This window comes from Allosphingosinicella deserti (assembly GCF_003012735.1).
Lineage (GTDB): Bacteria > Pseudomonadota > Alphaproteobacteria > Sphingomonadales > Sphingomonadaceae > Allosphingosinicella > Allosphingosinicella deserti.
This window is the reverse complement of sequence record NZ_PXYI01000001.1, coordinates 315020-341213: the sequence shown is the minus strand read 5'-3', so window position 1 is coordinate 341213 and position 26194 is coordinate 315020. Positions and strand designations below refer to the sequence as shown.

At 67.4% G+C, this 26194-nt stretch carries 27 protein-coding genes and 1 tRNA gene; 16 read left to right on the top strand and 12 right to left on the bottom strand.

The features are described from left to right. Positions 1 to 5 precede the first annotated feature (5 nt). The 4 genes from C7I55_RS01590 to C7I55_RS01575 all read right to left on the bottom strand — a co-directional run bounded on the left by C7I55_RS01590 (position 6) and on the right by C7I55_RS01575 (position 4955). Positions 6 to 2057 carry a glycoside hydrolase family 43 protein gene (locus C7I55_RS01590; protein ID WP_106511125.1) on the bottom strand — a complete coding sequence of 684 codons (2052 nt, stop codon included), beginning with the start codon at positions 2055 to 2057 and terminating at the stop codon, positions 6 to 8. 65 nt (positions 2058 to 2122) lie between these two features. Further along, positions 2123 to 2911 carry a hypothetical protein gene (locus C7I55_RS01585; RefSeq protein WP_233221988.1) on the bottom strand — a complete coding sequence of 263 codons (789 nt, stop codon included), beginning with the start codon at positions 2909 to 2911 and terminating at the stop codon, positions 2123 to 2125. A 161-nt stretch (positions 2912 to 3072) separates the two neighbouring features. Continuing rightward, on the bottom strand, positions 3073 to 3837 hold the full coding sequence (locus tag C7I55_RS01580; protein WP_233221987.1) for a LytR/AlgR family response regulator transcription factor: 765 nt from the start codon (positions 3835 to 3837) through the stop codon (positions 3073 to 3075). Further along, a complete protein-coding gene (locus tag C7I55_RS01575; protein WP_106511124.1) occupies positions 3834 to 4955 on the bottom strand; it encodes a sensor histidine kinase in 1122 nt (373 codons plus the stop codon). The genes C7I55_RS01580 and C7I55_RS01575 overlap by 4 nt, the downstream gene beginning before the upstream one ends. 177 nt (positions 4956 to 5132) lie before the next feature. Between C7I55_RS01575 and C7I55_RS01570 the strand changes: the two genes are divergently transcribed. The 5 genes from C7I55_RS01570 (at position 5133) to C7I55_RS01550 (ending at position 8218) form a co-directional block, all read left to right on the top strand. Next, entirely contained in the window at positions 5133 to 5621 is a 489-nt protein-coding gene (locus C7I55_RS01570; RefSeq protein ID WP_106511123.1) for a nuclear transport factor 2 family protein, read from the top strand. Positions 5622 to 5629: 8 nt separating this feature from the next. Next, complete coding sequence (locus C7I55_RS01565) at positions 5630 to 6526, top strand: aspartyl protease family protein (protein WP_158266234.1); 897 nt, start codon at positions 5630 to 5632, stop codon at positions 6524 to 6526. 120 nt (positions 6527 to 6646) lie between these two features. Further along, positions 6647 to 7153, top strand: a complete 507-nt coding sequence (locus C7I55_RS01560) for a hypothetical protein (protein ID WP_106511121.1) — start codon at positions 6647 to 6649, stop codon at positions 7151 to 7153. A 213-nt stretch (positions 7154 to 7366) separates the two neighbouring features. Further along, positions 7367 to 7690 (top strand): YnfA family protein, encoded by a 324-nt coding sequence (locus C7I55_RS01555; RefSeq protein ID WP_106511120.1) that lies wholly within the window; start codon positions 7367 to 7369, stop codon positions 7688 to 7690. A 99-nt stretch (positions 7691 to 7789) separates the two neighbouring features. Continuing rightward, positions 7790 to 8218: a hypothetical protein gene (locus C7I55_RS01550; RefSeq protein ID WP_106511119.1), complete on the top strand. Its 429-nt coding sequence runs from the start codon at positions 7790 to 7792 to the stop codon at positions 8216 to 8218. A 13-nt stretch (positions 8219 to 8231) separates the two neighbouring features. Here the strand turns inward: C7I55_RS01550 and C7I55_RS01545 are convergent, their stop codons facing one another. From C7I55_RS01545 to C7I55_RS01535, 3 genes are read right to left on the bottom strand one after another with little or no spacing between them, the layout of a single operon-like run. Continuing rightward, complete coding sequence (locus tag C7I55_RS01545; protein WP_106511118.1) at positions 8232 to 9764, bottom strand: DHA2 family efflux MFS transporter permease subunit; 1533 nt, start codon at positions 9762 to 9764, stop codon at positions 8232 to 8234. A gap of 8 nt (positions 9765 to 9772) precedes the next feature. Continuing rightward, positions 9773 to 10900, bottom strand: coding sequence for an efflux RND transporter periplasmic adaptor subunit (locus tag C7I55_RS01540; protein WP_106511631.1), 1128 nt, complete (start codon positions 10898 to 10900; stop codon positions 9773 to 9775). Between the two features lie 19 nt (positions 10901 to 10919). Further along, entirely contained in the window at positions 10920 to 12347 is a 1428-nt protein-coding gene (locus C7I55_RS01535) for an efflux transporter outer membrane subunit (RefSeq protein ID WP_106511117.1), read from the bottom strand. Between the two features lie 83 nt (positions 12348 to 12430). On the opposite strand from C7I55_RS01535, the gene C7I55_RS01530 reads away from it, so the two are divergent. Next, the gene (locus C7I55_RS01530) at positions 12431 to 13060 is read left to right on the top strand and encodes a TetR/AcrR family transcriptional regulator (protein WP_199192679.1); all 630 of its coding nucleotides are present in this window, start codon (positions 12431 to 12433) and stop codon (positions 13058 to 13060) included. Between the two features lie 71 nt (positions 13061 to 13131). Continuing rightward, a complete protein-coding gene (locus C7I55_RS01525; RefSeq protein ID WP_106511116.1) occupies positions 13132 to 14442 on the top strand; it encodes an MFS transporter in 1311 nt (436 codons plus the stop codon). Between the two features lies 1 nt (position 14443). Here the strand turns inward: C7I55_RS01525 and C7I55_RS01520 are convergent, their stop codons facing one another. Continuing rightward, on the bottom strand, positions 14444 to 14695 hold the full coding sequence (locus C7I55_RS01520) for a type II toxin-antitoxin system HicB family antitoxin (RefSeq protein WP_106511115.1): 252 nt from the start codon (positions 14693 to 14695) through the stop codon (positions 14444 to 14446). A gap of 258 nt (positions 14696 to 14953) precedes the next feature. Between C7I55_RS01520 and C7I55_RS01515 the strand changes: the two genes are divergently transcribed. The 5 genes from C7I55_RS01515 to C7I55_RS01495 all read left to right on the top strand — a co-directional run bounded on the left by C7I55_RS01515 (position 14954) and on the right by C7I55_RS01495 (position 19286). Continuing rightward, a complete protein-coding gene (locus C7I55_RS01515) occupies positions 14954 to 15214 on the top strand; it encodes a hypothetical protein (protein ID WP_106511114.1) in 261 nt (86 codons plus the stop codon). Between the two features lie 173 nt (positions 15215 to 15387). Beyond that, positions 15388 to 16707 carry a replication-associated recombination protein A gene (locus C7I55_RS01510; RefSeq protein WP_106511113.1) on the top strand — a complete coding sequence of 440 codons (1320 nt, stop codon included), beginning with the start codon at positions 15388 to 15390 and terminating at the stop codon, positions 16705 to 16707. Continuing rightward, a complete protein-coding gene (locus C7I55_RS01505; protein WP_106511112.1) occupies positions 16688 to 18073 on the top strand; it encodes a serine hydrolase domain-containing protein in 1386 nt (461 codons plus the stop codon). Before C7I55_RS01510 ends, C7I55_RS01505 begins: the two co-directional genes overlap by 20 nt. Further along, the gene (locus C7I55_RS01500; RefSeq protein ID WP_106511111.1) at positions 18070 to 18426 is read left to right on the top strand and encodes an MmcQ/YjbR family DNA-binding protein; all 357 of its coding nucleotides are present in this window, start codon (positions 18070 to 18072) and stop codon (positions 18424 to 18426) included. The genes C7I55_RS01505 and C7I55_RS01500 overlap by 4 nt, the downstream gene beginning before the upstream one ends. Further along, positions 18426 to 19286, top strand: coding sequence for a hypothetical protein (locus tag C7I55_RS01495; protein ID WP_106511629.1), 861 nt, complete (start codon positions 18426 to 18428; stop codon positions 19284 to 19286). Before C7I55_RS01500 ends, C7I55_RS01495 begins: the two co-directional genes overlap by 1 nt. 93 nt (positions 19287 to 19379) lie before the next feature. Here the strand turns inward: C7I55_RS01495 and C7I55_RS28660 are convergent, their stop codons facing one another. From C7I55_RS28660 to C7I55_RS01485, 3 genes are all read right to left on the bottom strand, one after another. Continuing rightward, positions 19380 to 19583 (bottom strand): winged helix-turn-helix domain-containing protein, encoded by a 204-nt coding sequence (locus C7I55_RS28660; protein ID WP_233221986.1) that lies wholly within the window; start codon positions 19581 to 19583, stop codon positions 19380 to 19382. After that, positions 19547 to 19816 (bottom strand): response regulator, encoded by a 270-nt coding sequence (locus tag C7I55_RS28655; RefSeq protein WP_233222037.1) that lies wholly within the window; start codon positions 19814 to 19816, stop codon positions 19547 to 19549. The genes C7I55_RS28660 and C7I55_RS28655 overlap by 37 nt, the downstream gene beginning before the upstream one ends. 143 nt (positions 19817 to 19959) lie before the next feature. Then, positions 19960 to 20379 carry a hypothetical protein gene (locus C7I55_RS01485; protein WP_106511110.1) on the bottom strand — a complete coding sequence of 140 codons (420 nt, stop codon included), beginning with the start codon at positions 20377 to 20379 and terminating at the stop codon, positions 19960 to 19962. Positions 20380 to 20536: 157 nt separating this feature from the next. Here C7I55_RS01485 and C7I55_RS01480 point away from each other — a divergent pair, with 157 nt between their 5' ends. The 3 genes from C7I55_RS01480 to C7I55_RS01470 all read left to right on the top strand — a co-directional run bounded on the left by C7I55_RS01480 (position 20537) and on the right by C7I55_RS01470 (position 22013). Next, complete coding sequence (locus tag C7I55_RS01480) at positions 20537 to 21079, top strand: demethoxyubiquinone hydroxylase family protein (protein ID WP_106511109.1); 543 nt, start codon at positions 20537 to 20539, stop codon at positions 21077 to 21079. Positions 21080 to 21167: 88 nt separating this feature from the next. Continuing rightward, positions 21168 to 21243: transfer RNA gene (locus C7I55_RS01475), tRNA-Thr, on the top strand. 233 nt (positions 21244 to 21476) lie between these two features. Further along, positions 21477 to 22013 carry a hypothetical protein gene (locus C7I55_RS01470; protein ID WP_106511108.1) on the top strand — a complete coding sequence of 179 codons (537 nt, stop codon included), beginning with the start codon at positions 21477 to 21479 and terminating at the stop codon, positions 22011 to 22013. 175 nt (positions 22014 to 22188) lie between these two features. Here the strand turns inward: C7I55_RS01470 and C7I55_RS01465 are convergent, their stop codons facing one another. Then, positions 22189 to 23244: a phytase gene (locus tag C7I55_RS01465; protein ID WP_106511628.1), complete on the bottom strand. Its 1056-nt coding sequence runs from the start codon at positions 23242 to 23244 to the stop codon at positions 22189 to 22191. A gap of 114 nt (positions 23245 to 23358) precedes the next feature. Between C7I55_RS01465 and C7I55_RS01460 the strand changes: the two genes are divergently transcribed. After that, positions 23359 to 26181: a TonB-dependent receptor gene (locus C7I55_RS01460; protein ID WP_106511107.1), complete on the top strand. Its 2823-nt coding sequence runs from the start codon at positions 23359 to 23361 to the stop codon at positions 26179 to 26181. The last annotated feature ends 13 nt before the right edge of the window (positions 26182 to 26194 follow it).

Here is a 26194-nt window from a genome sequence, read left to right as displayed (position 1 = left end):
TCCCTTCACCGCTCTTTGCCGGCGACCTCGGTTACGAGGAATCGCGCATGATCGGCGCGGTCGGAGCGCGCACCGGGGCTCGTGGCCGAAACCTGGCCGCTCAGCGGGTCGACGGACAGATAGCGGTTCGTGGCCAGCGACATCAGCATCGGCTCGCCATAGACCGTCTCCATCCACTGGAAGGTCTCGCCTGCGCCCGGGGCGCCGGGTTTGAGCCAGGCGTCGCCGGTCGCGTTGATCGACAGATGGGAATCCGCAAGCGCGAGCGCGACCCGGCCCGCGCCCATGTCCCGGACCCGGAAGCGGGCCGCCTCGCCGCCGCTCCGGACGAGGATCGAACCTTCATGCGCGCTCAGGGCCATTGCCGATCCCTGCGGCGTGAGCGTCACAACCCTGCCGAGCGGCACCGGCTGCATCAGCCCCTTGGACTTTGGCTCCGCGACTGCGAAGCTGTCGAAATCGGCATAACCGCCTGCCCGCCCACGATCGTTGAGGGCGAACAGCGCGTAACGGATGCCCTGAAAGGTGCGGAGCTGGAAGGCCATCACGAACGGATCGCCGATCGGCGTGAAGCGCCGGCCGTCGAGGCTGTAGGAAAAGCGTGCTTGCTCGGTGAGGTAATCGCAATCCGCGCGCAGCCAGATCCGCTTGCCCGCAAATGGCACCCGCACGCGCGTGTCGTCCTTCTGGTCGCGGAACTCGATCGCCAGTGCTCCGCCCTCACGCCGGACCCCGAGCGTGCGCCATGGGAGGCCCAGGAGCGCCAGCCCGGCGATGTCGCCGTCGCGAAGACCGTTCGTCTCGAGCACAGTGGTCGGTGACGAGCGCGGTCCGATCGCGCGCTGGGTCAGCGAATTGCGGGCCGTCAGCAGATCGGTGGCGGGAAGCGTGTGCAGCCGCAGGAAACCGGGCCGTTCCCGCAGCGACCAGCGTTTGTCGTCGGGAAGATGGTTCCATTGCCAAACCCGCCCCAGATCCGGACCGGTGAAGGCATCGTCGCGCGCATAAGGCGCGAACGGCTTGGCGGTTGCGCCGCCCGCCGGCTTGATCCACGTCCGCGGCGTTCGCCCGAGATTCCCGGGCAGTCCGAAAAAGGGCCAGCCGTCTTTCCACGTCACCGGCGACAGCCCGGTCAGCCGTCCCAGCGAGTTGAAGTCGGTCATCGAGAAGCCCCACCATTCGCCCTTCGGCGTCTGCACGAAGCCGCCCTGGTGGAGAACGTTGCGCCCCGGGGTGGTCGTCGGCGGCACGATGTCGAACGGGGGCTTCGGCGCCCCGCGGTGACGATATCCCTCGGCGCTCCCCCAGCCCTCGTCGAGGCTGACGGCATGGTTGACCTCGTAAGGGCCGTAGGGCGTGTCCGCGCGCGCCATCGGCATGCGCATCCGCCCCGAATACCACGCGCTGGTGATGTAGTAGCGGCCGTCGATCTTGTAGAGATGCGCACCCTCGCCCATCCCTTGGTCCGCGTGGATGATGACCCGCTCGCTGCCCGGCACGATGTCGTCGAGCGCGGCATTGAGCTGCGCCATCCGCACCTCGCGATAGCCCCAGACCACATAGACCTTGCCGTCGTCGTCGAACAGCACGCCGAGATCGTGGAGCGAGCGCTTCATCGGCGTGCGCGTCCACGGGCCCGCGGGATTGGTTGCGCGGAAGACCTGGGTGGTATGCCCGTTGATGTTCGAGAAGATATAGAAGACGCCGTCGTGATAGCGGAAGCTCGGCGCCCAGATGCCCTGCCCGTACATGCTCTTGCCGCCTTCCAGCCGCATGTCGGGGCCGAGATCCATACGATCAAACGCGTAGCCGAGCAGTTTCCAGTTCACGAGATCGCGCGAGTGGAGGATCGGCAGCCCCGGCATGACGTGCATCGTCGTGCCGGTGAGATAGTAATCGTCCCCCACCCGGATCAGATCGGGATCGGAGAATTCGTCGTAGAACAGGGGATTGGTGAACGTGCCGTCGCCATTGTCGGCGGTCCAGGTCTGCGCCGCCGCGGGCAAGGTCGCGACGCACAGCAAGAATCCCGCCAGAAGCCACGTCGCCCACGCCATGCCGCTCTCCCTGATTTCGTGGCGCGCACTTTGGCGGGCGAGAACCGTGTCGGCTAGTGTCGCGCCTAGCGCCCGGTGATCAGCGGCCCGGCCGGCGGCGGCGGAAAATCGAGCGGGGCGACCCGCGCGCCGGGCGTGCCCGCGGTCACGGCATCGTAGATCGCAAGGCCAAGCGGATTGTGGGCGATCAGCGTCATCGCGGCCTGCGTCGCGAACATCGCGCCGATGCCCCACCACCAGGCGGGGTGGACGCGACCGCGGCGGCGCAGGTCGGCGGCGATGCCGATCGCCGGCCACAGCATCAGCGCCGCAAATACCGCCGAGCCGGCATGCGGGATCAGCAAGGGCATCGGCAGCAGCCGGCCGAAGGCGGGGCCGGTGAGCATCGCCATGCCGCAGACATGAAGCCGGCGGTGCCAGTCGGTACGTCGCCGCAGGATTATCGCGGCGGCGGTGAGACCGGCGAAGCAGAGCACGCTCAGCGAATTCATCACCAGGAAATAGGCAGGCTCGAAGAAGAAGGGCGCGGTGCCGTTCCGCACCATGTTCGCGGTGGTGTAGATGCCGACGCCGACCATGGCCGCGGCCCACGCTGCCCCGATCCAGCCGAGCCGCCGGTGCAACGCGAGCGTTCCGCGGGTGACGAGGACATTTTGAGCGACGTAGAGCGTGACCCAGCCGAAGAACAGCAAGGCATGCAGGTGAACATGCACGGGCGAGGCGAAGCTCGAGCGGCCCATGGCGAGCTGCAGCGAAAAGCCGGCGACGACCGTAAGCGCCATCGCAATCGCCAGCATCAGAAAGAAGCGGTCGTCGCGCCCAAGGCCGGGCAGTCCTGTCGTCAGCGTTGCCATGTTTCCCCCCATGAACTTGCACGTTCGAAGGTACAGGAATCGGCTGCGGGCCGCTACGGCTTGCTGACAGCGAAATTCTGTGGATCGGCCTGGTCGTTCCCCGACGGTGAGACGTCTCCCGAAGCGCCGGCCGACGAATGTCCGGCGCGCCTAAGGCAGGCTCATTCAGCCTCACGGGCAAGGCCGAGCCGCGCCAGCACCGCCTTCACGTAGCTCGGCCCGACCTGCACCACGGCGCCGTCCCGCATCTTGAGAGCGATCAGTCCGCGCCCGAGCCGCTGGACCCCCGCAACCAGTGCCGGCCGAATGAAGGTCGAGCGGTGGACGCGCATCAGCGCGCCGGGATCGAGATAGTCTTCGAGCGCGGTCATCGAGATGCGGTGGATGTAGCTGCGGGTGGCGGTGTGCATCAGCACATAATCCTTGGCGGCCTCGATCCATTCGATCTGGTCGACCGGCAGACGAACCTGTCCGTCCGCCACCTGGACCCAGATCGCGTCCGCGCCTCGCGGGACGTCGGTCTGAGGCAAGGCGGCGAGCCTGTCTTCGGCATCACGTAACAACCTCCGCCGCCGGGCTCGCCCGACGGCTTGACGCAGGCGATCGAAGCGCACCGGCTTGAGCAGATAATCGGCGGCCTCCACCTCGAAGGCGTCGGGGGCATATTGCTCGAACGCGGTCACGAAGACGATCTCCGGCCGCTCCGCCTCGGGCAGATCGGAGGCAACCCGGAGGCCGCTTTTCTGCGGCATCGAAATGTCGAGCATGACGAGATCGGGGCGCAGCTTGCCGATCTGCGCCTCCGCCTCCCGTCCGGTCGCGGCGGTTCCGACGATCTCGGTGTCGTCGATATCCTCGAACAGCGTGGAAAGCCGGCGCAGCGCCAGGGGCTCGTCGTCGACGAGCAGCACCCGCAGCCGGCTCATGCCGCCCCCTCCGGAAGGGATGCGCGTCGCCGCGCGAGCGGGATGCGCAGGATGGACACGAAGCCGCGATCGCGCCGTGCCGTTTCGAGCGTGCCGCCGCTTCCGTAGAGCGTCTCCAGCCGCTGACGGATGTTGGCGATACCGAGGCCGGTACCAGGCTTGGCCGGCGCGTCGCCGGGGACCGCGTCGTCCTCGACGAAGATCACCAGCATATCACCGTCAGTGGTCGCCTCCACCCGGACGGCGACAGGCTCGGCCGACGGCGCGACGCCGTATTTGATCGCATTTTCGACCAAAGGCTGAAGCACGAAGCTCGGCACCAGTGCGTCGTTGAGTTCGGAGGGACAGACGAACGCGACTTCGAGCCGCTCGCCGAAGCGTGCGCTCTCGATCTCCAGATAATGTTGCAACGTGGCGAGTTCGTCCTCGAGCGCGATCAGCGCCTCGGGCGCCGCTGCCAAAGTGGCGCGCAGGAATTCCGACAATTTGCCGAGCATCGCATCGGCCGGTTCATAGTCCCGAGTGACGATCAGCGAGGAAATGGCGTTGAGCGTGTTGAACAGGAAATGCGGGTTGAGCTGGTAGCGCAACGCCGCCAGTCGTGCGGCGCTCGCCGCGGCGTCGGCCTTGCTCGCCATTTCGCGGGCGCGTGCGAGTTCGCGTTCGCGGTCGCGCGCCAGGTTGTTGGCTTCGATCACCGTGAACGCCGCCCCAAGCAGCGCGAATTGCCAGACGAGCGCGGCGAAATTGTTGGTGGCGCGAAGGCCGAACGGAGCCGGCTTCTGCGGCGAGACGGCGAGGCGCGCAATCCATTCGCTGGTAGACGCATCGACAAGCGCGAGCATGCCGGACATGGCGAATACCGCGCCGCCGAGCGCCGCCAGCCGAACCGCCGGGTGGCGGCTGCGGGTGCGCCGAACCACCACGTAGACACCGGCCGAAAGGATCGCACCTATCGTGCAGATGATCAGAACCGTGAGGAACACATAGAGCGTCACGCCGCTGAACACGTGGAAGGGGATCAGGTACAGGACGGCCGACAGCGCCCAGGTCGCGATCGTGAGGGCGATCGCTTGCCGCACATCCGTGCGGGAAGAAGCGGGGATCTCGTCTGTCATGCCGCCCGGAATACAGCATTCCCGGATGGCGCGCGTCCAGCCCGGTCGCAGCGTCGACCGGCTTCATCGCTCGCCTGCGTCCTCGGCGCGGCCGGAGCCGGACCGGTCGCAGCGCCGGTGCCGGGCGCAGCGGAGGGTCCTACCAGACAGCTCGGCAAGCACGGCGGAGGGCTCGACATGAACAGGATCACAGCATTGGTGGCGGCAGCCGTCTTTGTACCGGCTTCGGCGGCACACGCGCAGCCAGCGCTCGATGCGGGCACGGTCGCGGCGATCGAAGCGGTGGCGCGCGACTATGTCGAGGGACAGCTGGAGGGCGACGCCAAACGGGTCGCAAGCGCGCTGCATCCCGATCTGGCCAAGCGTGCCGTTGCAAGCGAGAGCGCGACATCGCGCGAGATCTTCCCGCTGCGGCGGATGTCCGCCGACGAACTCACCACCCTCACCGCCCAGGGGGCTCTCAAGACGCCGAGGGCAGAGTGGAACCGATCGGTCCGCGTCCTCGACATCTCCGGCAACGCCGCTGTCGCACGCGTGGAGACGCCTTGGTTCGTCGATTTCTTCCACCTCGGCCGGTTCGGTCAACGGTGGCTGATCGTCAACGCCCTGTGGGCGCCGAAGCCGTCCGCCGCCCCGCCCGCCGCCAACGCAAATCCTTCCCGATGAGGTTTTCCATGCGCATCGCCCTTACCGCCTTCGCCTCCGCCCTTCTCGCCGCGTCGACCGCAGCCGAAACCCTGGAGGTGCTGCCGTCCGGACATCCAGTCGCCCGGGTCAGCATCGACGGATCGGCGGCGAGGCGCTTCGTCATCGACACCGCCGCAAGCACGACCACCATCCTGCCCGCCCTGCGGGCGCAAATGCCCGATCTCGTCGGCAAGGCGGGCGGAGCCCCGTTGAACGGAGCCTCCGGAACGGTGGAGATCGAGACAGTGGCGGTCGACCGGATCGAGGTCGACGGCTGCAGCTTCGAGGATGTCGAGCTCCTTCTGCTCCCGCCCGGACCGGTGGACAAGCTCGGCGTCGACGGGATCCTCGGCGCCGACCTGATCGCCGACTTCGCGGTCGAGATCGATATCCCCGCCCGGCAGTGGCGCCTCGCCGCCGCGGCGGATGCGGCAATGCTCGAAGGCCTTTCGCAAGGCGTGCCGTTCGTCCTGGACGCGCAGCGAGCACCTCGCCTCACCATCCGCCTGAACGGTATCGAGGTGCCGGCGGTTCTCGACACGGGTGCCCGCGGGACGATCATCAACTGGGCGGCGGCGCGGGCAATCGGCCTTTCGCCCGACAGCGCCGGTCTGACCAAGGCCTCAGACGTGAAGGGCGCAAGCGCGCATGCAACCCCCAGCATGCAGGCGCGGCTCGCCGAACTGGCCATCGGGGAGTCGCTGATCACCGGCCCGAACGTGCGGATCGCCGATCTGCCGGTGTTCAAGGTCGTCGGCTTCGCGGCGGACCAACCGGCGGTCATTCTCGGCATCGACATGTTCGCCGACCGCCGGTTCGTGATCGACCATCCGGGACTGCGTCTTCACGTCTCCGAGGCGAAGGCCGCGCCGCCGGCCACCTGAGCGCCGACGCGAAACCGGGGCAGATGATATCCTGCCGCGCTACGCGGTCGCTGCACCGCTTCCGCCGGCTATGATCCCGCCTGGGCTGCGGCTATGCTCCCGGCGTCCGGGGAGGAGCGCATGATCATCAGGTATGCCGTGTCGATCGCTCTGGCCGCATGCCTGCCCGCCGTTGCTGCGCCGCCTGGACCCTCCCAGAATTTGGTGGCGGCCCAGTTCGACGGCATGAAGGCGCTGGTCGGGATCTGGCGCCCTGCCGATGCGACCGACTCCCCTTTGCGCATTCGCTTTTCGCTCACCGCCGGCGGCACCGTTCTGGTCGAGGAGTGGACCCGAAACGGCCGGCCGCACTCCCTGACCCTCTATCATCGCGACGGCGCAGGATTGATCGCCACGCATTATTGCCCGCAAGGCAATCAGCCCCGTTTGACTTTGCTCCCGACCAGCCAAGGCCGCCTGCTCCGCTTCGAATATCGTGACGCCACCGATCTCGACCCCGAGAACGAATCCCACGTGACGGCGCTGGCGTTCGATCTCTCCGACCCGGCGCTGCTCCTGCGGAGCGAGAGCTATCGCAAACGGGGTGTCAGCGCGCCCTCGGAACTCCGGCTCGTTCGGGTACAATGATGGCTTTGGCGCGCTCCCGCCATTGGGCTCTCCAGCTTCCGATGCACATGCCCCCTGTTTCGATCCATCGTGTCGATCTCCGGGACGCGGACCCAAACAGCGTCGGCACGGTTCGCTTCGAGGAAGCGGTCGAGATCCGACCGTCGGCGACGCAGAGTAGGCGCCCGCTCCCTGCGGATTGCCGCCGGGCTGCCAACCTGCAAGACCATCCGGGTGAATGTCCTCGTGTACATCGGCGCCGCGCTGGCGGAGATCGCCGGCTGCTTCGCGTTCTGGGCCTGGCTGAAGCTCGGCAAGTCACCCTTGTGGCTGGTTCCGGGGATCGCCTCGCTCTGCCTTTTCGCCGCGCTGCTGACGCGCGTTGAGGCGGAGCATGCGGGACGCGCCTATGCCGCTTATGGCGGTGTCTACATCCTCTCGGCGCTGCTCTGGCTCCGGCTTGCCGAGGGGGTGCGTCCGGACCGGTGGGACCTGATCGGCACCGCCATCTGCCTTGCCGGCGCGGCGATCATCCTGTGGGGGCCGCGGCCGTCCTGACCGCATGCACCAAGGCACGCGCTGCGCGCGGCGCGGCCATTTGCCTTGGCGCCGCCGAAGGCGCACTCTCCGTTCCACGCAACGGAAGGAGAGCAAGCCATGGCCACTGCCCTGTCCTCGTCGGTTCCCCTCTGGTTCAGGCTCGCGGCGCTGCTCGCGATCGTCTGGAACGCGTTCGGGGTTGCCATGTATCTGAGCTCGGTCGGGCTGTTCGGCGATCCGGCGGCCGGGCTGAGCGCGGCCGAGCGGGCTGCGGCCGAGACCATTCCCCCCTGGATCACCGGCGCGTTCGCGATAGGCACGTTCACAGGCCTCGCCGGCAGCATCGCCTTGTTGCTCCGCAAGGCCTGGGCACAGCCGCTGCTGATCGTCTCGCTGGTCGCGTTGCTGATCCTGGAAGGCTGGATCGTCTTCGTCAGCGGCGCACTCGAGATCTTCGGACTCGCGGTGCCGATCATGGTCAGCGTCGGCGCGCTGCTGCTCGCATGGCTTGCGACCCACGCCCGCAGCCGCCGCTGGCTGACCTGATCGGCCTCAGCCTCTAATGCGCCGCCCCCATCGGAACGGCGGTGCGGGGTTTCGGCACCAGCCAGATGATCGCTGCAGCCACTGCGAAGAAGCCGGCGGCAACCATGAACAAGTGGTTGGTGGCGAGCATCAGGCTCTCCTGATCGAGCAGGCGCTCGATCATGCCCCACGCCTGGCTCTCGCTGAGGCCGGCGTGGCGCAGCCGATCGACCGTGCCGACGGTATCGTGGAGTTCGCCGACCAGCTCGGCACGGTTGCCGTGCGCCTGATTCTCCCAATAGGTTGCCGCCACCGAGGTGCCGAACGCGCCCGCCAGGGTCCGCAGGAAGCTCATCAGGCCGGCCGCCGACGCCGTCTCCCGCGGTTCGACCGCGCCCAGGGCGAGCGTGGTCAGCGGCACGAAGAAGAAGGGCATTCCGATCCCCTGCAGCAGCTGCGGCATCGCCAGGGTCCAGAAATCGGCACCCGTCGTCCACTGGGTGCGCAGCAGGGAGGTCATCGCCAACCAGCTGATCCCGAAACAGACGAGGGCACGTGGATCGACCTTGTTGGAGAGGCGCGCGACGACGGGCGACAGGATCAGCGCGAACACGCCGTTCAGGGCGGTGATATGGCCCGCCTCGGTCGCAGTGTAGCCGAGCGACGTCTGCAGCCATTGCGGCAGGATCACCACACTGGCGAAGAAGGTTGCGAAGGTGAAGGAGAGCGCAAGCACGCTGAACGAGAAGCCGCGGTGCCGCAGCACCTTCAAATCCACCGCCGGATGCTCCTCGGTCAGCTCCCAGGCGATGAACACCAGGAATCCCACCACCGCGACGATCGCGAGGGTGACGATCATGCCCGAGGCGAACCAATCATGCTCGCGGCCGAGATCGAGCATCAGCTGCAGCGCGCCGACCCACAGCACCAGCAGGGACAGCCCGACCGTGTCGATCGGCTGTTTCTCGGTCCGAGTCTCGGCGGGGCCGAGCAGGCGCAGCGCCGCAAAGACGGCGAGCGCCGCGACCGGGAGGTTGATGAAGAACACCCATGGCCATGACCAATTGTCGCTGATCCAGCCGCCGAGGATCGGGCCTGCGATCGGCCCGACCACCGTCGTCATCGCCCACATGCCCATCGCCTGGGCGCGCTTCTCCGGCGGGAAGATCCGCAGCAGCAGAGTCTGCGACAGAGGCATCAGCGGCCCGCCGCACAGGCCCTGGCCGATCCGGCAGGCGACCAGCATGGTGAGCGAGCTCGACAGGCCGCAGAGCAGCGAGAAGAAGGCAAAGCCGGCCAGCGAGAAAGCGAAGCTGCGGACGGCGCCGAAACGCTGAGCAAGCCATCCGGTCAGCGGCACGACAACGGCTTCGGCGACGGCATAGGAGGTGATCACCCACACGCCCTGCGATGGCGCGATGCCGAGGCCGCCGGCAATGTGCGGCACCGAGACGTTGGCGATGGTGGTGTCGAGCACCACCATGAAATTGGCGATCGCCAGCGTGAAGCCGGCGAGCAGCAGCCGCGCCCCGGTCAGCGGCTGAAAGGTATCCGGCTTGCCCGCCATGACGCGGCTCAGCTCTTCGCCGAGACGTCGATCTCGGCGTCCATCGACAGGCCGACGCGCAGGGGATGCGCCTTCAATTCGCTGGCATTGAGCGCGATCCGCACAGGCACGCGCTGCACCACCTTGATCCAGTTGCCGGTCGCGTTCTGGGCGGGGATCAGCGCGAAGGCCGATCCGGTGCCGCCGGCGAAGCCGGTGACCCGGCCGTGATAGACGACATCGTCGCCGTAGAGATCGGAGGTCAGCCGCACCGGCTGGCCGACCCGGACGTTGCGCAGCTGGCCTTCCTTGAAGTTCGCATCGACATAGACCTTGGCCAGCGGCACGATCGTCATGATCTGCGCACCCGGACTCACCTGCTGGCCGAGCTGGACCTGGCGGCGTGCGACCACACCGTCGATCGGCGCGCGGATGCGGGTGCGGGCCAGCGCGAGCTTCGCCTGCTCGACCTTGACGCGGGCGGCTGTGACTTCCGGATTGGCGCCGGCACTGGTGCCGCCGGCGACGGCGCGGTTGGCGCGGAGCTCGCCCTGCGCCGCAGCGCGGGCCGCAAGCGCCTGCTGCACCGTGGCGCGGGCCGCGGCGACGTCGGCGCGGGCGGCGGCCTCCGCCTTCACGGCGTCGGTAATTTCCTGGCCGGACACGGCGCCGGTGCCGCCGACGCTGCGGCGGCGGGCGAGATCGGTCTGTGCCTTGCGCAGATCGGCCTCGGCCGACCCGAGTTCGGCACGGGCGCGGGCGATGTCCGCTTCCCGCGCGGTCACCTGCGCCGCGAGGGCGCCGCCGGTGGCGCTGGTCTGACCGAAGCGGTTCTCCGCCTGGGCGAGTTGCGCCTCCGCTTCGGCGAGCGCGTTGCGGGCATCGGCATCGTCGATCACGACCAGCAGATCGCCGGCACGGACCTGCTGGGTGTCTGCGACATTGACCGCCTGAACGGCGCCGCCGACGAGCGGAGTCACCTGGGCAACGTCGGCGCCGACATAAGCATTGTCGGTCGACACCTCCTCGGGCCCGAACATCGTCCAGCCGCCGTAGGCGACCGCCGCGAGCGCGACCGCGCCGCCGATTCCGGTCAGCAGCTTCTTGCGCAAGGCCTTGCGGCCGCCCGCCGGCGCCTTCTGCTCTTCGTTCGTCATCGTCTCGTCCATTGCAAAATCAGCTTCGTCCAAATCCGCCGCCGAGCGCGCGGACCATCGCCACGTCCAGGCTCAGCGCCCGCGCCTCGAGCTCGGCGACCGTCCGCCGGCGCGGCAACAGATCGTCCTCCGCCGAGAGCAATTCGATGCGGGTGATGAGGCCGGCCTGAAAGCGGCTGCGGGCGGCGGCATAGGCCTGTTCGGCATCGGCCAGCGCGGCACGTGCCTCGGCCAGCCGGCCGGCGAGCGCACGCTGGCTGGTCACCGCATCGGCGACCTCGCGAATGGCGGTGGTCAGGGTGTCGTTATAGCCGGCGACCGCCTCGTCATAGCGGGCACGCGCCGCCTCGTAGCGGCCGCCGAGCGTACCCTGGTTGAACAAGGGCAGGCTGATCGCCGGGCCGGCGTCGCCGAAGGTCGAGCCGGTGTCGATCAGCTTGCCGAGGCCGAGCGCCTGCAACCCGATCACCCCCGACAGATTGACGTTCGGGTAGAAATCGGCGCGGGCGACCTTGATCCGGCTTGCGGCCGCTTCCGCGCGCAGACGGGCGGAGACGATGTCCGGCCGTCGCCCGACCAGATCGAGCGCGAGATTGGCCGGGATCCCGACCGGGTGGAGCGCGGTGACCTGCGGCCGGACCAGCGCTATGCCGCGATCCGGGCCAGCGCCGAGCAAAGCGGCGATGGCATTGCGGGCAAGGCCGATCTGCTCGTCGAGATCCTGGAGCGATTCCCGCGCCGCACGCTCGGCCGAGGAGGCCTGGCTGAGCTCGCCGCCGGCATTGAGCCCGGCGCCGACCCGCTGACGGACCAGCGCAAGGCTGTCCTGGCGCACCCGGAGCGCCTCGGCGGCGACGTCGCGGGCGGCGAACAGCCGGGCAAAATCGACATAGGCCTGGCCGAGAGCAGTGGTGAGGATCAGGCGCGAGGCTTCGGCATCGACCTGAGCGGCTTCGGCCTCGGAGGTGGCGGCGGCGAGCGCGGCCCGGTTGCGGCCCCAGAGATCGAGATCGAGGCCGACATTGAGCGCGGCGCGGCCGGTGGACAGCACGCCGCTCGGCACGAATTCGGGGGGGATGCCCATGTTCTCGCTCTGCTTGGTCAGCGCCGCGCTGCCCTCGAGACTGGCGGAGAGATCGGGGCCGCCGGGTGTCTGCCGCACCAGCGCCTGCGCGGCGCGCACCCGCGCCGCAGCGGCTTCGAGACTCGGCGACGCGGCCAGCGCCTCGTCCATCAGGCCGGTCAGCTGGGCGTCGCCATAAGCTGCCCACCAGCTGCGATCCGGCCACAATGCTGCGGGCCCTGACAAGCTCTGCGCCGTCTCGAAGGTCTCGGCCGGGCGCAGCGCCGGAGCCGCACCGAGCTTTGGCACCGAAGCGCAGCCGGCGAGCAGAAGTGGAACGAGAAGCGCCGTTGTGACGGTGCGCGTGCGATCATAGTGAGACATAAGGAACCGTACTGCCTGGTACGGCTGTTAGATGGCATCATGCGCGCCCTTGTCAAGAAAAAATCGTACCATATAGTATCATAATGAATGCGATACCGACTCGCCGCGAAGCCCGCCGGCAGGAACGCGAGAAAGCGATCCTGGAGGTGGCACGCGATTCCTTCCTGAAAGAGGGCTATGCCGCGACCTCGATGTCCGCGATCGCAAGTGAACTCGGCGGTTCCAAAACGACCTTGTGGAGCTACTTCCCGTCCAAGGAAGCGCTGTTCGCTGCCGTGCTGGAGGCAGAGATCGGCCGTTTCCGCGACGAGCTGATCGCGACGCTTGCGCCGTCCGGCCAGGTCGAGGACACGCTTCGGCGGTTTTCCACAGCGTTGCTCGGCAAGATCACCCATCCCCACTCTATCCGCCTCCACCGCATCATTGCAGGCGAGGTCGAGCGCTTTCCCGAGATCGGCCGCATCTTCTACGAGCGCGCGCCTAAGCAGACCCAGAAGCGCCTGGCCGGTTACCTCGGCGACGCGATGGAGCGCGGCCAGTTGCGCAGCACCGATCCAATGCTCGCCGCGCAGCAATTGGTCGCCCTGCTCCAGGCGCAGCTTTACCCACGGCGTCTGTGGGGGGTCGAGACCGGCACCCAAGGCAGCATCGCCGACGAGGTCGAGGCCGCCCTCGACACCTTCCTGCGCGCCTATGCTCCGGATGCGGAATGAGCAGATCCGCGCTCACGGCTTGAGTCTTTGCCCTACCCGAGGCTAGCCTCCCGGAAAATGGAAGGGGCAGGATGGCGACGCAGATGGATCGCGGCGAGGCGGACGCAACGCCGCTCAAGCGGGTGGTGGCGGCGAGCCTGATCGGCACGACCATCGAATGGTATGATTTCTTCCTCTACAATTATGCCGCCGCGATCATCTTCAACCGGCTGTTCTTCCCGACCTTCGAGCCGCTGACCGGCACCCTCCTCGCCTTCACCACCTATGCGCTCGGCTTCGTGGCGCGGCCGGTGGGCGGTATCGTCTTCGGCCATTTCGGCGACCGCATCGGACGCAAGAAATTGCTGATGCTGAGCCTGATCCTGATGGGCATCGCCACCACCTTGATCGGCCTGCTGCCGACCTATGCGAGCATCGGCATCTGGGCGCCGATCGCCCTCGTTGTCCTCCGCCTCGTCCAGGGCTTCGCGGTCGGCGGCGAATGGGGCGGCGCGGTGCTGCTCGCAGCCGAGCATGGCGACGCCGCCCGCCGCGGCTTCTGGGCGAGCTGGCCGCAGGCCGGGGTCCCCGCGGGCAATCTCCTCGCCGTCGCCGTCCTCGCGCTGCTCGCCGCCTTCCAGAGCGATGCCGATTTCGTCGCCTGGGGCTGGCGCCTGCCGTTCGTGCTGTCCGCATTGCTGGTGGTGATCGGCTGGTGGATCCGGACGGCGGTGGCCGAAAGCGCGACGTTCCGCGATGCCGTGGACGCGGCCCCCGCCCTCCCAAAGGTGCCGGCCCTGGACGTGTTTCGGGAGCGCCCGCGCAGCGTGCTCACCGGCGCGGGCCTGCGGCTCGGCGAGAACATCTCCTACTACATCATCACGGCGTTCTCGGTGACCTATCTCACGGAAGTCGCCAGGCTCGACCGCGGCACCGCGTTGAACGCCACCCTGGTCGGGGCGGTCGTCCATTTCGTTGCCATCCCCCTGTTCGCCTGGGCGTCGGACCGGATCGGCCGGCGCCCGGTCTATGCGTTCGGCGGGCTTGGGCTTGCCGCTTTCAGCTTCCTGTTCTTCCCGATGCTGGCGAGCGGGCATATGGCATCGATCGTCGCCGCGATCGCGATCGCGCTGGTGCTCCATGGCGCGATGTACGGCCCGCAGGCGGCGTTCATCGCCGAGCTGTTCCCGACCCGGATCCGCTATTCGGGCGTGTCGATCGCCTACCAGCTGACCTCGATCGTCGCCGGATCGCTGGCGCCGATCATCGCGCTGGCCCTGTACCAGGAAACGAAATCGGCAACGCCGGTGGCACTCTACGTCGCCGCCGCCTGCCTGATCAGCGGGGTCAGCGCATTGCTGGCGCGGGAGACGAGAGGCATCGACCTTGCGCACATAAAATAAATCACCAGAGCGGGCCGACCCTGCGTCCGAACCTGTCGGTGCTGACCATCGGCGCGCCGCAGATGTCGGAGGGCTCCGGGATCGGCCGGGCTTCGGCCGCGTAGCCCGACAGGACGACGTCGAGGACTTCCGGCGCCCGATCGAGTGCGGCCTGCTCGCCTTCCGCGCAGACCACGGCCTCGGGCACGTCCGGGAAGGTGACGAGCACCAAACCCTCTTCGCCGGGCGTGATCCGTGCCGGGTAAGTTGGCATGCGCCTCTCCAACGCTACTGCGCCTTGTCCAACGCCATTGGCGGTTCCCGACGCACGAGGGCGAGCAGAGTTCCCCTTTTATTTCCGGCACATCGGGATCGACGGGCGACCGTTGAACCCCGCTTGGAACCTGATGCAGGTTAGTACGTTACCGCAACGAGCCCTACCCGGTCACGCGGGCTCCCTAGCGGACGCCCCAGCTCTTGCACCGGCTGGGGCGTCCTTTTGGAACGAGACCCAGAGAAAAGGGGACATTGAATGAAGTTCATGCTCAAAGCCGCAGTCGGCGCCAGCCTTCTCGCCCTCGCCGCCTGCGGCGGCCAAGGCGACGACAGCCTCGGCGACAACGTCGCAGACAATGCCGATGCCGTTGCCGACAACGTCGAAGCGGTGGCCGAAAACACCACCAACGAAGCGGCTGCGGACTCGCTCGAGGAAAATGCCGAAGCGATCCGTGAGAACGGGCAGGCCCAGGAAGAGGCGATCGACGACGCCGACGTGAAGGCCAACACGCAGTAAGATCGCGATTTCTCCCTTTCCGCGATCGATGCGCCCCGGGTGCGTATTTCCCGGGGCGCTTCTTTGTGTCGCGAGACGATCGCGGAAAGGGACATTCCGCCGCCGACGCCCGCCCTTAGAGGCGGAACGGCACCAGCTTCCGTCGTCCACGTTGCCGGTTTAAGGACGCCATCGTGGCAGACCTTTTCGCGAACGACGAACCTTCTTCCGCACCGCCGACGGTGCCGGATACGGCACCGCTTGCCGACCGCCTGCGCCCACGCACCCTCGACGAGGTCGTCGGCCAGGAGCATCTCACCGGGCCGGACGGCGCGATCGGCCGCATGGTCGCCGCGGGACGGCTTGCCTCGATCATATTCTGGGGCCCGCCCGGCACCGGCAAGACCACGATCTCGCGCCTGCTCGCCGATGCCGTCGGCATGCGCTTCGTCGCGATATCGGCGGTGTTCTCGGGCGTCGCCGATCTCAAGAAGGTGTTCGCCGAGGCGCGCGACTTTGCCCGAATGGGCAAGCAGACCCTGCTGTTCGTCGACGAGATCCACCGCTTCAATCGCGCCCAGCAGGACGGCTTCCTGCCCTATGTCGAGAACGGCACCGTCGTCCTAGTCGGCGCCACCACCGAAAATCCGTCGTTCGAACTCAACGCCGCCTTGCTGTCGCGGGCGCAGGTGCTGATCCTCAATCGACTCGATTCCAACGCACTCTGCCTGCTGCTCGATCGCGCCGAGGCGTTGATCGGGCGGCCGCTGCCGCTCACCCCCGAAGCGCGCGACGCCCTGGTGGCGACCGCCGACGGCGATGGCCGCTTCCTGCTCAACCAGGCCGAAACCTTGTTCTCGATCGCGTTCGACGCTCCGCTCGATCCGGCGGCGCTCTCCGCCCTGCTCCAGCGCCGGGTCGCAGTCTACGACAAGGACCGGGAGGGGCATTACAACCTCATCTCCGCGCTCCACAAGGCGCTGCGCGGCTCGGATCCCCAAGCCGCGCTTTACTATCTCGCCCGTATGCTGACTGCCGGGGAGGAGCCGCTCTACGTGCTACGCCGGCTGGTCCGTTTCGCCTCCGAGGATATCGGCCTCGCCGACCCGCAGGCGCTCGTCCAGTGCCTCGCCGCTAAGGATGCGTACGATTTCCTCGGCTCGCCCGAAGGTGAGCTGGCGATCGTCCAGGCCTGCCTCTATTGCGCGACCGCGCCCAAATCGAACGCCGCTTATGTCGCGCAGAAGGCCGCCTGGCGGAGCGCCAAGGAAACCGGCTCGCTGATGCCGCCCAAGAACATCCTGAACGCGCCGACCCGGCTGATGAAGGACATCGGCTACGGCAAGGATTATCAATATGATCATGACGCGGACGGCGGCTTTTCCGGCGACGATTACTGGCCCGAAGACATGCAGAAGCAGGATTTCTACCGCCCCGTGGAGCGGGGCTTCGAGAAGAGGATCGCGGAGCGAATGGCCTGGTGGGAGGAGCGTCGTGCTGAAATGCGCAAGTAGGATCCTGGTGCTGGCCGCCATCGTCGCTACGCCTGCGGCGGCGCAGGACCAGGCGCGATATACCCGCGCGCTCGCCGCCGGCTACAAGGCCGCGTTCCTGTGCAGCGACATCTTCAACGCCGGGCAGACGGAGGCGGTGATCGCCGCCGACGATCTGAAGCGCATCTATCCCGAACTCGAGCCGATCATTCCGACGCTCGAGACCCGGATCGATCGCGCCGCGAAAACCGTCAGCGTTACCTTCGATCCTGCTTTGCCGCCGCGCATCGCGGCCTGGCGTCCGAATCTCGGCTGCGCACAGCTGCCGATCGGCGCGACCGCCGAAGCAGCGGTCCGCCTCCCCCGCCTTGCCGACGATCCGCCCGTCGCACGCGCCGATGCCAAAGCGTGGCCGGACGGCGATCGCAATGCCGCGGCGAGACCGAAGGGCGACACGGCGGCACTCACGAGAGCAGTCACTGCGGCGTTCGATCGCGGCAGCTACGGCCAGGGCAGCGAGACGACGGCAATCCTGATCGTCCAGGACGGAAAGATCGTCGCCGAGCGCTACCGCGACGATTTCGACATGCACATGCCGCAGCGGACCTGGTCGGTCGCCAAGAGCATCGCGGGCAGCGTCATCGGCGCCGCCGTCCAGCAAGGCCTGTTCGACGTCAACGCCCCTGCGCCGATCCCGGAATGGCAGGCCCCCGGCGACCCGCGCGCGGCAATCACCACCGACAGCCTGCTGCGCATGGCCAGCGGCCTGCACAGCGACGCCGCCGGCAATCGCACCGACGCCGTCTATTTCGGCGGCTCGACGGTGACCGAGGACGTCACCGCATGGCCGATGGAGGCGGCGGCGAACACCCGCTTCCGCTACGCCAACAACGACATCCTGCTCGCCGTCCGCGGGCTGCGCGCCAAGCTCGGCAACGGAGACCGCGCGCTGGCTTTCCCTTTCCAGAACCTGTTCTGGAAGATCGGAATGACGCGGACCATCCCGGAGACGGACTGGCAGGGCAATTTCATCCTGTCGTCGCAGGTGTGGACGACGGCGCGCGATCTCGCCCGCCTGGGCCTCCTCTACCAGAATGACGGCCTTTGGAACGGCGAGCGCATCCTGCCGACGGGCTGGGCTGATTATGTTTCGCGCCACGGCCCCGCCCAGCCGGCCTCGGGCTATGGCTATGGCGCGTCCTGGTGGACTTTTCCGAAGGACCTCGGGATACCCGCCGATGCCTACATCGCGCAGGGCAATCGCGGCCAGTATCTGGCGGTGATCCCGTCGCGCAAAATCGTCATCGTCCGGCGCGGCTATGACGGACCGGGGACCGCCTTCGACCAGAGCGCGTTCATCGTCGATATTCTCGCCGCGCTGAAATGAGCGCCGCACCCTTCCGCAGCTGGGACGATGTCGCCGCCTTCGCGCTTGCCCTGCCCGATGCGGAAATGTCGACATCCTATGGCCGGCCGGCGATCAAGCTGCGCGGCAAGGGCTTCGTCTATCCGGGGCGGGAGGCGGACAGCTTCGCGGTGTCTTCGCCGCTGCCCGAGAAGGAAATTCTGATTGAAACCGATCCCGACACATTCTGGGAAACCGACCATTATCGCGGCTGGCCGGCCGTGCTGGTCCGCTATGACCGGCCCGATCGTGCGCGGATCGAGGCGGTGATCACCCGTGCCTGGTGGGACCGGGCGAGCAAGGTGCAACGCGCCTCCTTTGGAGAGCGCCCCTGATCGTCGCTCCGCCGCCTCTCGCCCGCTTCGCAGCGATCGACTGGTCCGGCGCCAAGGGCCGCAAGCACAAGGGCATCGCGGTCGCCTCGTGCGAGGCGGGCGACAAGGCACCGCGACTGGTCCGCCCCGGCCATATCTGGTCGCGCACCGAAGTTCTCGAATGGCTCATCGAAACTGCCGCCGAGGCGCCGACCCTCTACGGTTTCGATTTCAGCTGCGCGCCGCCGATCATGGAGCGCGGTGCTTATTTCCCCGGCGAGACGGCTCCGCCCGCGAACGCCCGCGCGCTCTGGGCCTATGTCGACCGGCTCTGCGACGACGAGGATCTCGGCGCAGCCAGCTTCATGGAGCAGCATCACCGCCGCCACTTCTATTTCGGCGCTGCCGACGGTGTAAAAGCGGACTTCCTCCATCACCGCGTCTGCGAGCATGCCTTCAATGCCACCGGCGGCGGCAAGGCCTCCACCCTTTACGACGCGGTCGGTGCTGCGCAGGTGGCGAAGGCAAGCTATGCGGGCATGCGGCTGCTGCACCGGCTCGGCGGCAAAGTCCCGGTGTGGCCGATGGACGCGGTGCCGGCCGCCGGCAGCCTCGTGGTCGAGATCTACACGCGCGCGTTCATCCGTCTTGCCGGCCTCAGCGGTCGCAAGGTGCGCAATCGCGCCGATCTCAATCTGGCGCTGAAGGGCCTCGGCAGCCGCGCCACGCGCCTTGCCGCCGATCCCAGCGATCATGAGACCGACGTGCTGATTGCGGCGGCGGGAATGCGCGCGATCGCCGGCGATGCCCGCTACTGGAACCCGCCCCAACTGACGCCGGAACTGGCCGGCACCGAGGGCTGGACGTTCGGTGTGCTGTAGGACGGCCGTCCGACGCCTGCTCAGGCCCCTCGTGATTGATTCAGCGCCTGATTCACACCTCAGGTTGGAGCCAAAAGCTCCACCCTGCGATGATCAGGCTCTGAGCCGATAGCCCACCCCCGCCTCGTTTATCAGCAGCACGGACTTGCCGGAATCCGCCTCCAGCTTCTGGCGAAGCGGCCGCATCACCACCCGGAGATATTCGCTGCGCTCCGCCTGCGCCTTGCCCCGGATCGTCTCGAGCAGATGGCGGTGGGTGATCACCCGGCCCGGTGCCGCGGCGAGCGCCGCGAGCACGGCGTAGATGCACTTCTTCGCCCTGCCGCCGCACCAGCCGCGCGGCGAGATCGATGTCGACGTCGCGAACCGTCTACGCTGGACGCTCCGGGGGCGGCGCGATGGCGCAGCGCGGCGCGGGTCCGCGCCAGCATCTCCCCGGTGTCGAACGGCTTGGTGAGATAATCGTCGGCGCCGAGATCGAGCGCCGCGACTGTCTCGTCGACCGCGTCGCGCGCGGTCACCATCAGCAATCGCGCCCCCGCGGCCTTGATCAAGGGGATCAGCTCGAGCCCGTCGCGATTCCGAATCCGCCATGGAATTCTTCAAGCTGCCGACCAACCGCGTCATCGAGCTCGGCAGCCAGGTGGAGATCTGAGCGATGCGCCGGCGCGGGTCAGCCGCGCCGGCGGCGCTTGCCGAGGCGCCGGGCATTGGCGGTCGCCGTCTTGTGGATCGGCCGCATTGCCGCTCCGGGCGCCGCCCAGAGCCGAGTCATCGCGTCCGTCCAGCGCATGAACGTGTCCACCGTCGGCTCGGTGGTGGCGGCGAGCACCGCCACCTCTTTCTGCCAGACCTGCCACTCGGCCGCGAGCACGTCGCCGGCCTTGCCGAACGCGGCGACCTTCTCCGGCACCATCCGCGAGAGTTCGCGATAATCGCCATCGAGCGGAGCCCGCGCGGCAGCGCCCATCATCCGCCCGCGAGAGCGGATCACCGCGTCGGAGGCAAGCATCAGCTCCGCCGAGCGAAGGCCGGTGGCGAACAGATCGAGCGCCGCCTCGTTGAGCTTCAGGGCCGTGTAGAATGGGAGCATGTGATTACCTTACAGGACGGTGGCGAAGCGCATGAGCGCCGCCGAAGATCCGCTTACGCGATCGGGCCTTGCGAGAACATGTCGCTCCGCTGCCGGGAGCGCCGCGTCTGCGCGAAAGTTCATTCACCTGAGCGCGCGATCCTGTAGGCTCCGCGCCATGACGCTGGCCGCCCGCCTGAAACCTGGAGAGACGCTCGGCGACAGAGTGATGAAGGTTGATCATGCCGGCGAGCATGGCGCGATCTGCATCTACCGGGCGCAACGCCTGCTCGCCCGCTGGACTGCGCCGGACATGGTCAGCGAACTGGAGGATTTTCTCACCCACGAAAGGAGGCATCGGCGGTTCTTCGGCGACGAGCTAGCGCGCCGCGGCGCGCGGCGCTGCCGTTCGTACCTCTTTTGCGGGCTTGGCGGCTTCGTCCTGAGAGCGGCGACCGGGCTGGCGGGCCGAAACGCGATCGCCGCCACCACCGTCGCGATCGAGCGGGTCGTGCTCCGCCACATGCATGCCCAGCTGGCGGCGCTCGCCGGAGTGGACGAACCGGCGGCGAATGCCCTGCGCAACGTGATCGCCGACGAGCAGGCCCATCACGATCGCTCCGTCGCGCGGCTGCCCCCAAAGAGTATCTGGCCGAGGATCGTCGATCCGATCGTCGCGGTCTCGACCGAATGGATAATCCGGCTCGGCATGCGCCTGTAGCGGCGCATCGGCGGGCGAACGGAAACCCGCGACGCGGCGTCGCCAGAGTCTGGACCTTTGCGGCGAATTTGAGCATGGGAGAGCGCACGCCGGGTTAGCTCAGCTGGTAGAGCAACCGCCTTGTAAGCGGTAGGTCGTCGGTTCGAGTCCGACACCCGGCACCATCCCGACCGACCCGTGCTGGCGTCTTTCTCGGGGGCGTCATCGTGACGCCGCACAGATGGGCAGAATGGCTCGCACGGGCCACGGTTCATCCGATCTCCCGCAACGTACCGGCATGCCGCGGGAGCAAGATCACGCGCCGCCGGTTCCTGCCCGCGTCAACGCGAACGGCCGCGGATCAGGCGAAGCGCCTGCCACCGGCCGCGCAAGCGAACACACCAGAAGGAGTATGGACATGAAGGCTGCTGCTTTCACGATGGCGCTGCTGTTGAGCGGCGCGGCGATCGCCCAGACCACCGACACCGCCGCCGGCGCCGGCTCGAGCGTCGGCGCTGACACGAGCGCGACGATGAGCACCGACACTGGCACGCAGACGGGCAGCGCGCTCAGTTCCGTCACCGGCGCCCAGACCGGCACCGCGACGACCAGCGACTCGGATGGGCAGGGTGGAGAAACGACCGACGCGGCCGCAGCCGGCGATATCAGCGCGCGGACGGGATCGAGCGTCAACGCCACCCTCGCCTCGTCCAGCCAGATGGTCGAGCCGCACAATGCCAATCCGGAGCGTGATGCCCGCGGCATTCGGGTGGTGTCCGCAGCGGCGATGGTGCCGGCCGGCTTCAACGGCACCGCCGGCGGCACCGCGACGGGGGGCCCTTTGCTCGATCCGGCGACCGGCCAGGCGGTGAGCGATCAGCAATCCTATCCGGCCTGTTCGTCGAGCGTCACGGACAAGTGCCTGCAAAGCTACGAACGCGGCCGGAAGTCCTAGCGCACGATCGGATCAGGCTGCATCAGCCTGATCCGTGAATCATGCTCTCGTCCTTGGTTGAGAGCCGCCTCCAGCGACCAAAAGCCCGCTTCGCCGTCACGCGGCGGGGCGGGCTTTTGCCTGGACGAGTGCCGAGCTCCGGTCGGCCGCCCGGAAGCCGGGCGGACTCGGCACCCTATTCGGGGACCCCTAAAGCCTTGGCGATGGAGGCCCAGGGGACGAGCTTGAAATTCTGCGCCGCAGGCGCGTTGGCGCCGTCCTGGGCAACGAACAGCCCACCCGGATAAGCGGGGCCGAAATCGCCGAGCGCGAGATCGATGCCGTCGGTCTCCTCGGTCGATCCGACGCTGCCCGGTGCGATCCGGAACCGCCCGACATAAGCCTCGTCCTCGAGCCGGTAGGCGGCATAGGCATTGTCGCCCTGGCTCGAGACGAGGAGGTAGCCGCCGCGCGCACCTGCCGGCGCGATCGCAACCCCTTCCGCATCGGCGACGATGTTCCGGCCGTCGGCGGCGGCGATCTGCACCGGGGCGGGCGAGCCGCTCGCCGCCGCATCGAACCGCCAGAGGCCGACATCCTCTTCGGCGACGTACAGACGTCCGGTGCGCTCGTCGGCTGCGCATCCTTCCGATTGGGTGCCGAGCTTCATCGACCGGACGATCCTGCCGACAGGCGCCGTACCGTCGACATCGATCCGCACCTGGTTGATCGTCCCGTCCTTCAGCACCGCGAAGGCATAAAGACCCGTGCTGTCGCGGAACAGGCAGATGCCATAAGCCTCGCCGGCACCCGCCTCCACCTTGCCGAGCGACGCCAGCCTGGCGGTCGCCGGATCGAGCCGGAACAGCGCGATCCGCGCGCGCACCGGATCGTTACGGTCGCTCGCCGCGACCAGAATACCGGCGGTGCCGGCAATCGCCACGTCGCTGCGAAGGTCGACATTGTTGACCAGCCCAGCATCGTGAAAATCGCGGACCTTGCCGTCCAGTGCGTAAACATAGACTCCGGCCTTCTTGTCGGTGCCGACGATCAGGCTCGCGGTAGGATCGGCGGGATTGCGCCAGATGGCGGGATCGTCGGCAGCATCGACCGCGGCCGTTCCGACGGGCGCGGTCTCACCCGCTGCCTGCACCGTCGCCGCCGGCGCGGCATTGGCGATGCGCTGCTCCAGCGGGATTTCCGCAGTCGATGCGGCGCACCCGCCGACCACAAGCGCGCCCAGCGCCGTCATCGAGATGTAACAAGATCGAAAAGAGGCGGTCACAGGCGGCTCCTAAAGGCGTGTCCAAGGCCGGTTACCCCGGCTTCTTGTCAGATCCATTACACGCATCGCCTTGGGGGCCTCATGAAACTGAAACTTTTTTGTCTTGCGGGCTGCGCATTGCCCGCGCTGGCCGCTCCCGCAGTCGCGGCGACCGGGGAAGACTTGGCTCCCAGCGCGAGCGTTGCCGCGGAGGTGACGGCCACGGCGACCGCGACCGCGACCGCGACCGCGACCGCGACCGCGACCGCGACCGCAACTGCGGACACGCTCGCCGAAGCAGAGTCCGCAGGCGATGAACTGATCATCACCGGCCGCCGCCCGATCGCGGAATCCGAAGCCGCGGCGCTCACCGTCCAGCGCAATTCGGATTCGCTGGTTACCGTCGCGGCGTCCGATTCCGTCGGCCGCCTTCCCGATCAGAACATCGCCCAGGCCGCCGGTCGTCTGCCCGGCGTCGCTGTGCAGCGCGATCAGGGCCAAGCCCGGTACATCAGTCTGCGCGGCGCGCCGATCAACTGGACGACCCTGTCGATCGACGGAATTTCGATCGTCAGCCCCGAAGGCCGCGACACGCGTTATGACAGCATCCCGTCCGCGATCGCGTCGCAGATCATCGTCCGCAAGGCCGTGACTCCGGACATGACCGGCGAAACCGTTGCCGGCAACGTCGACGTCAAGACGCGATCGGCGTTCGATTATCCCGGTTTCCACGTGGCAGGGAAACTCGGCGGCGGCTATGTCGAGCTTGGCGACCGCCAGGAATATGAGGGCCAGTTGGTCCTTTCGAACCGGTTCAACACCGGCATCGGCGAGATCGGCGTGCTGGTATCCGGCAGCTATTACCAGCGCGACATGGTCACCGACAATTTCGAGACCGATTGGGAGACGGTCAGCCAGGATCGCCAGCCCGGCAATGCCGACCGGATCTGGGGCCGCGAGACCGAAAACAAGCTCTACCGCCTAACCCGCAAGAACTATTCCTATTCCGGCCGCCTCGACTGGAAGCCGGCCGACGGCCACCGCATCTTCCTGCAATCGATCTTCACCACCTTCACCGACGACGAAGCGCGCGACAATTACATCTTCGATCTCGACGACCGGCAGAGCGACCTCAACCGTCCGGCCAGCCCCGCCTGCACGGTCGCGCCGTCGACGACCTCGCCGACCAGCGGCTATGCGGACGTCTGCATCGGCAACACGCCGCTTCAGGGAAATGTCTACGGGATCGACATCAATCAACGCGCGACCTTGCGCGCCTTCGAGCAATCGATCTTCACCAACACGCTCGGCGGCGATCACGAGTTCGGCGCCGACGGCGAATGGGCTCTCGGCTGGCGGCTGAACTACACGCGGGCGAAGGACGATCGCTCGGTCGTCGGCGAAGCGCGCTACGACAGCCCGTCGACGCGAACGGCCCGCCCCACCGTGGCCTATGATTTCACCGATCCGCAGCTCGCGCGGGTGCGCCTGTTCCGGACGCTCAGCAGCGGCGGCCAATTCAGCGCCGGCGCGCCCGTCACCAACATCGACGATTTCACCCGCACGCTGACCTCCCTGACCTCGAGCGACTTCGTCGACGTCACCAAGGCTTATACCGGCAAGTTCGATCTCAGCCGCACGCTTGCGCTGTTCGGCGGCGAAGGCCGGATCTCAATCGGTGGCCAGTTCGATCAGCGCACCAAGGAAGCCAACGAGGCGCAGCTGTCGATCACCGGCGCGCAGGCAGCAACGCTGGGTATTCCCACCACCTTTGCACCGGTGTCGCTCGACACCCCGTTCAAGGGTGAAATCCCGCTCGGCTACACCTTCCGCTATTTCGACACGGACGCGATGCGCGAGAATGTCCGGCTGGCCGACACGATCGCCGACTACGTCCCGCTGACGGCCAACTTCTACAATGTTCGCGAGCAGGTGTTCGCGGCCTACGCCATGGGCCGCGTTGGCTATGACTGGGGCAGCATCCTCGGCGGCGCGCGTGTCGAGCACGTCAAGAACCGTGGCCGGGCGTTCGTCACGCTGGGCGGCGCATCGACCCCGATCGAGGTCGAGAACGATTACACGTTGCTGTTCCCCAGCCTGCACGTCAATTTCGACGTAGCCACGGACAAGAAGCTCCGGCTCTCGTTCAACAGCGGCGCTGCGCGTCCGGATTACGATCAGCTGCGGCCGAATTTCACCTATGACGATGCCAACCTGACGGTTTCCGGCGGCAATCCGGAAGCCAAGCCGGAACGCGCCTATGGCGTCGACGCCTATTTCGAATGGTACATGCAGCCGCAGGGCTATCTGATGGTCGGCGCCTTCTACAAGAAGTTGAAGGACGTGCTGTTCGACGACACGCGGACCTTCGGCCTCGACGTCCTCAACAGCGGCGGGGTCGATCGATCGCAATATACGTTCGGGACGATCACGAACGGCGGCAGCGGCCACATCTACGGGTTCGAGGGCGCGATCCAGCAGCAGCTGGAACCCTATACCGAGCAACTCGGCCTGCCGGGTTGGCTCGGCGGATTCGGCCTGTCGGCGAACGTGACGTTGAACTGGAGCCGGGCGACCACACCCGACGGCAGCAAGGTGCAGCTTCCCGGCACCTCCGACGTGGTTTTCAACGTCGGCGGCTATTACGAGAAATACGGCCTTTCGATGCGCCTCAATTACCAGAAGCGGACGGAGTGGCTCGATGCGCTCGGCGCCGATGCCGATGGCGGGAACCAATTTTGGGCGAGCGACGACGAGCTCGATTTTTCGGCTCGTTACGCCGTGACCCCGAACTTCGAAGTCTATGTCGATGCTTCCAACCTGCTCAACGGTGCCGGCCGACGCTATGTTCGGGAGTCGCTCTACTCGCTCGAGTGGGAGCGGTTCGGGCGCCGCTTCACCGGCGGCGTTCGGTTCAACTTCTAACCGAGGCGGATGG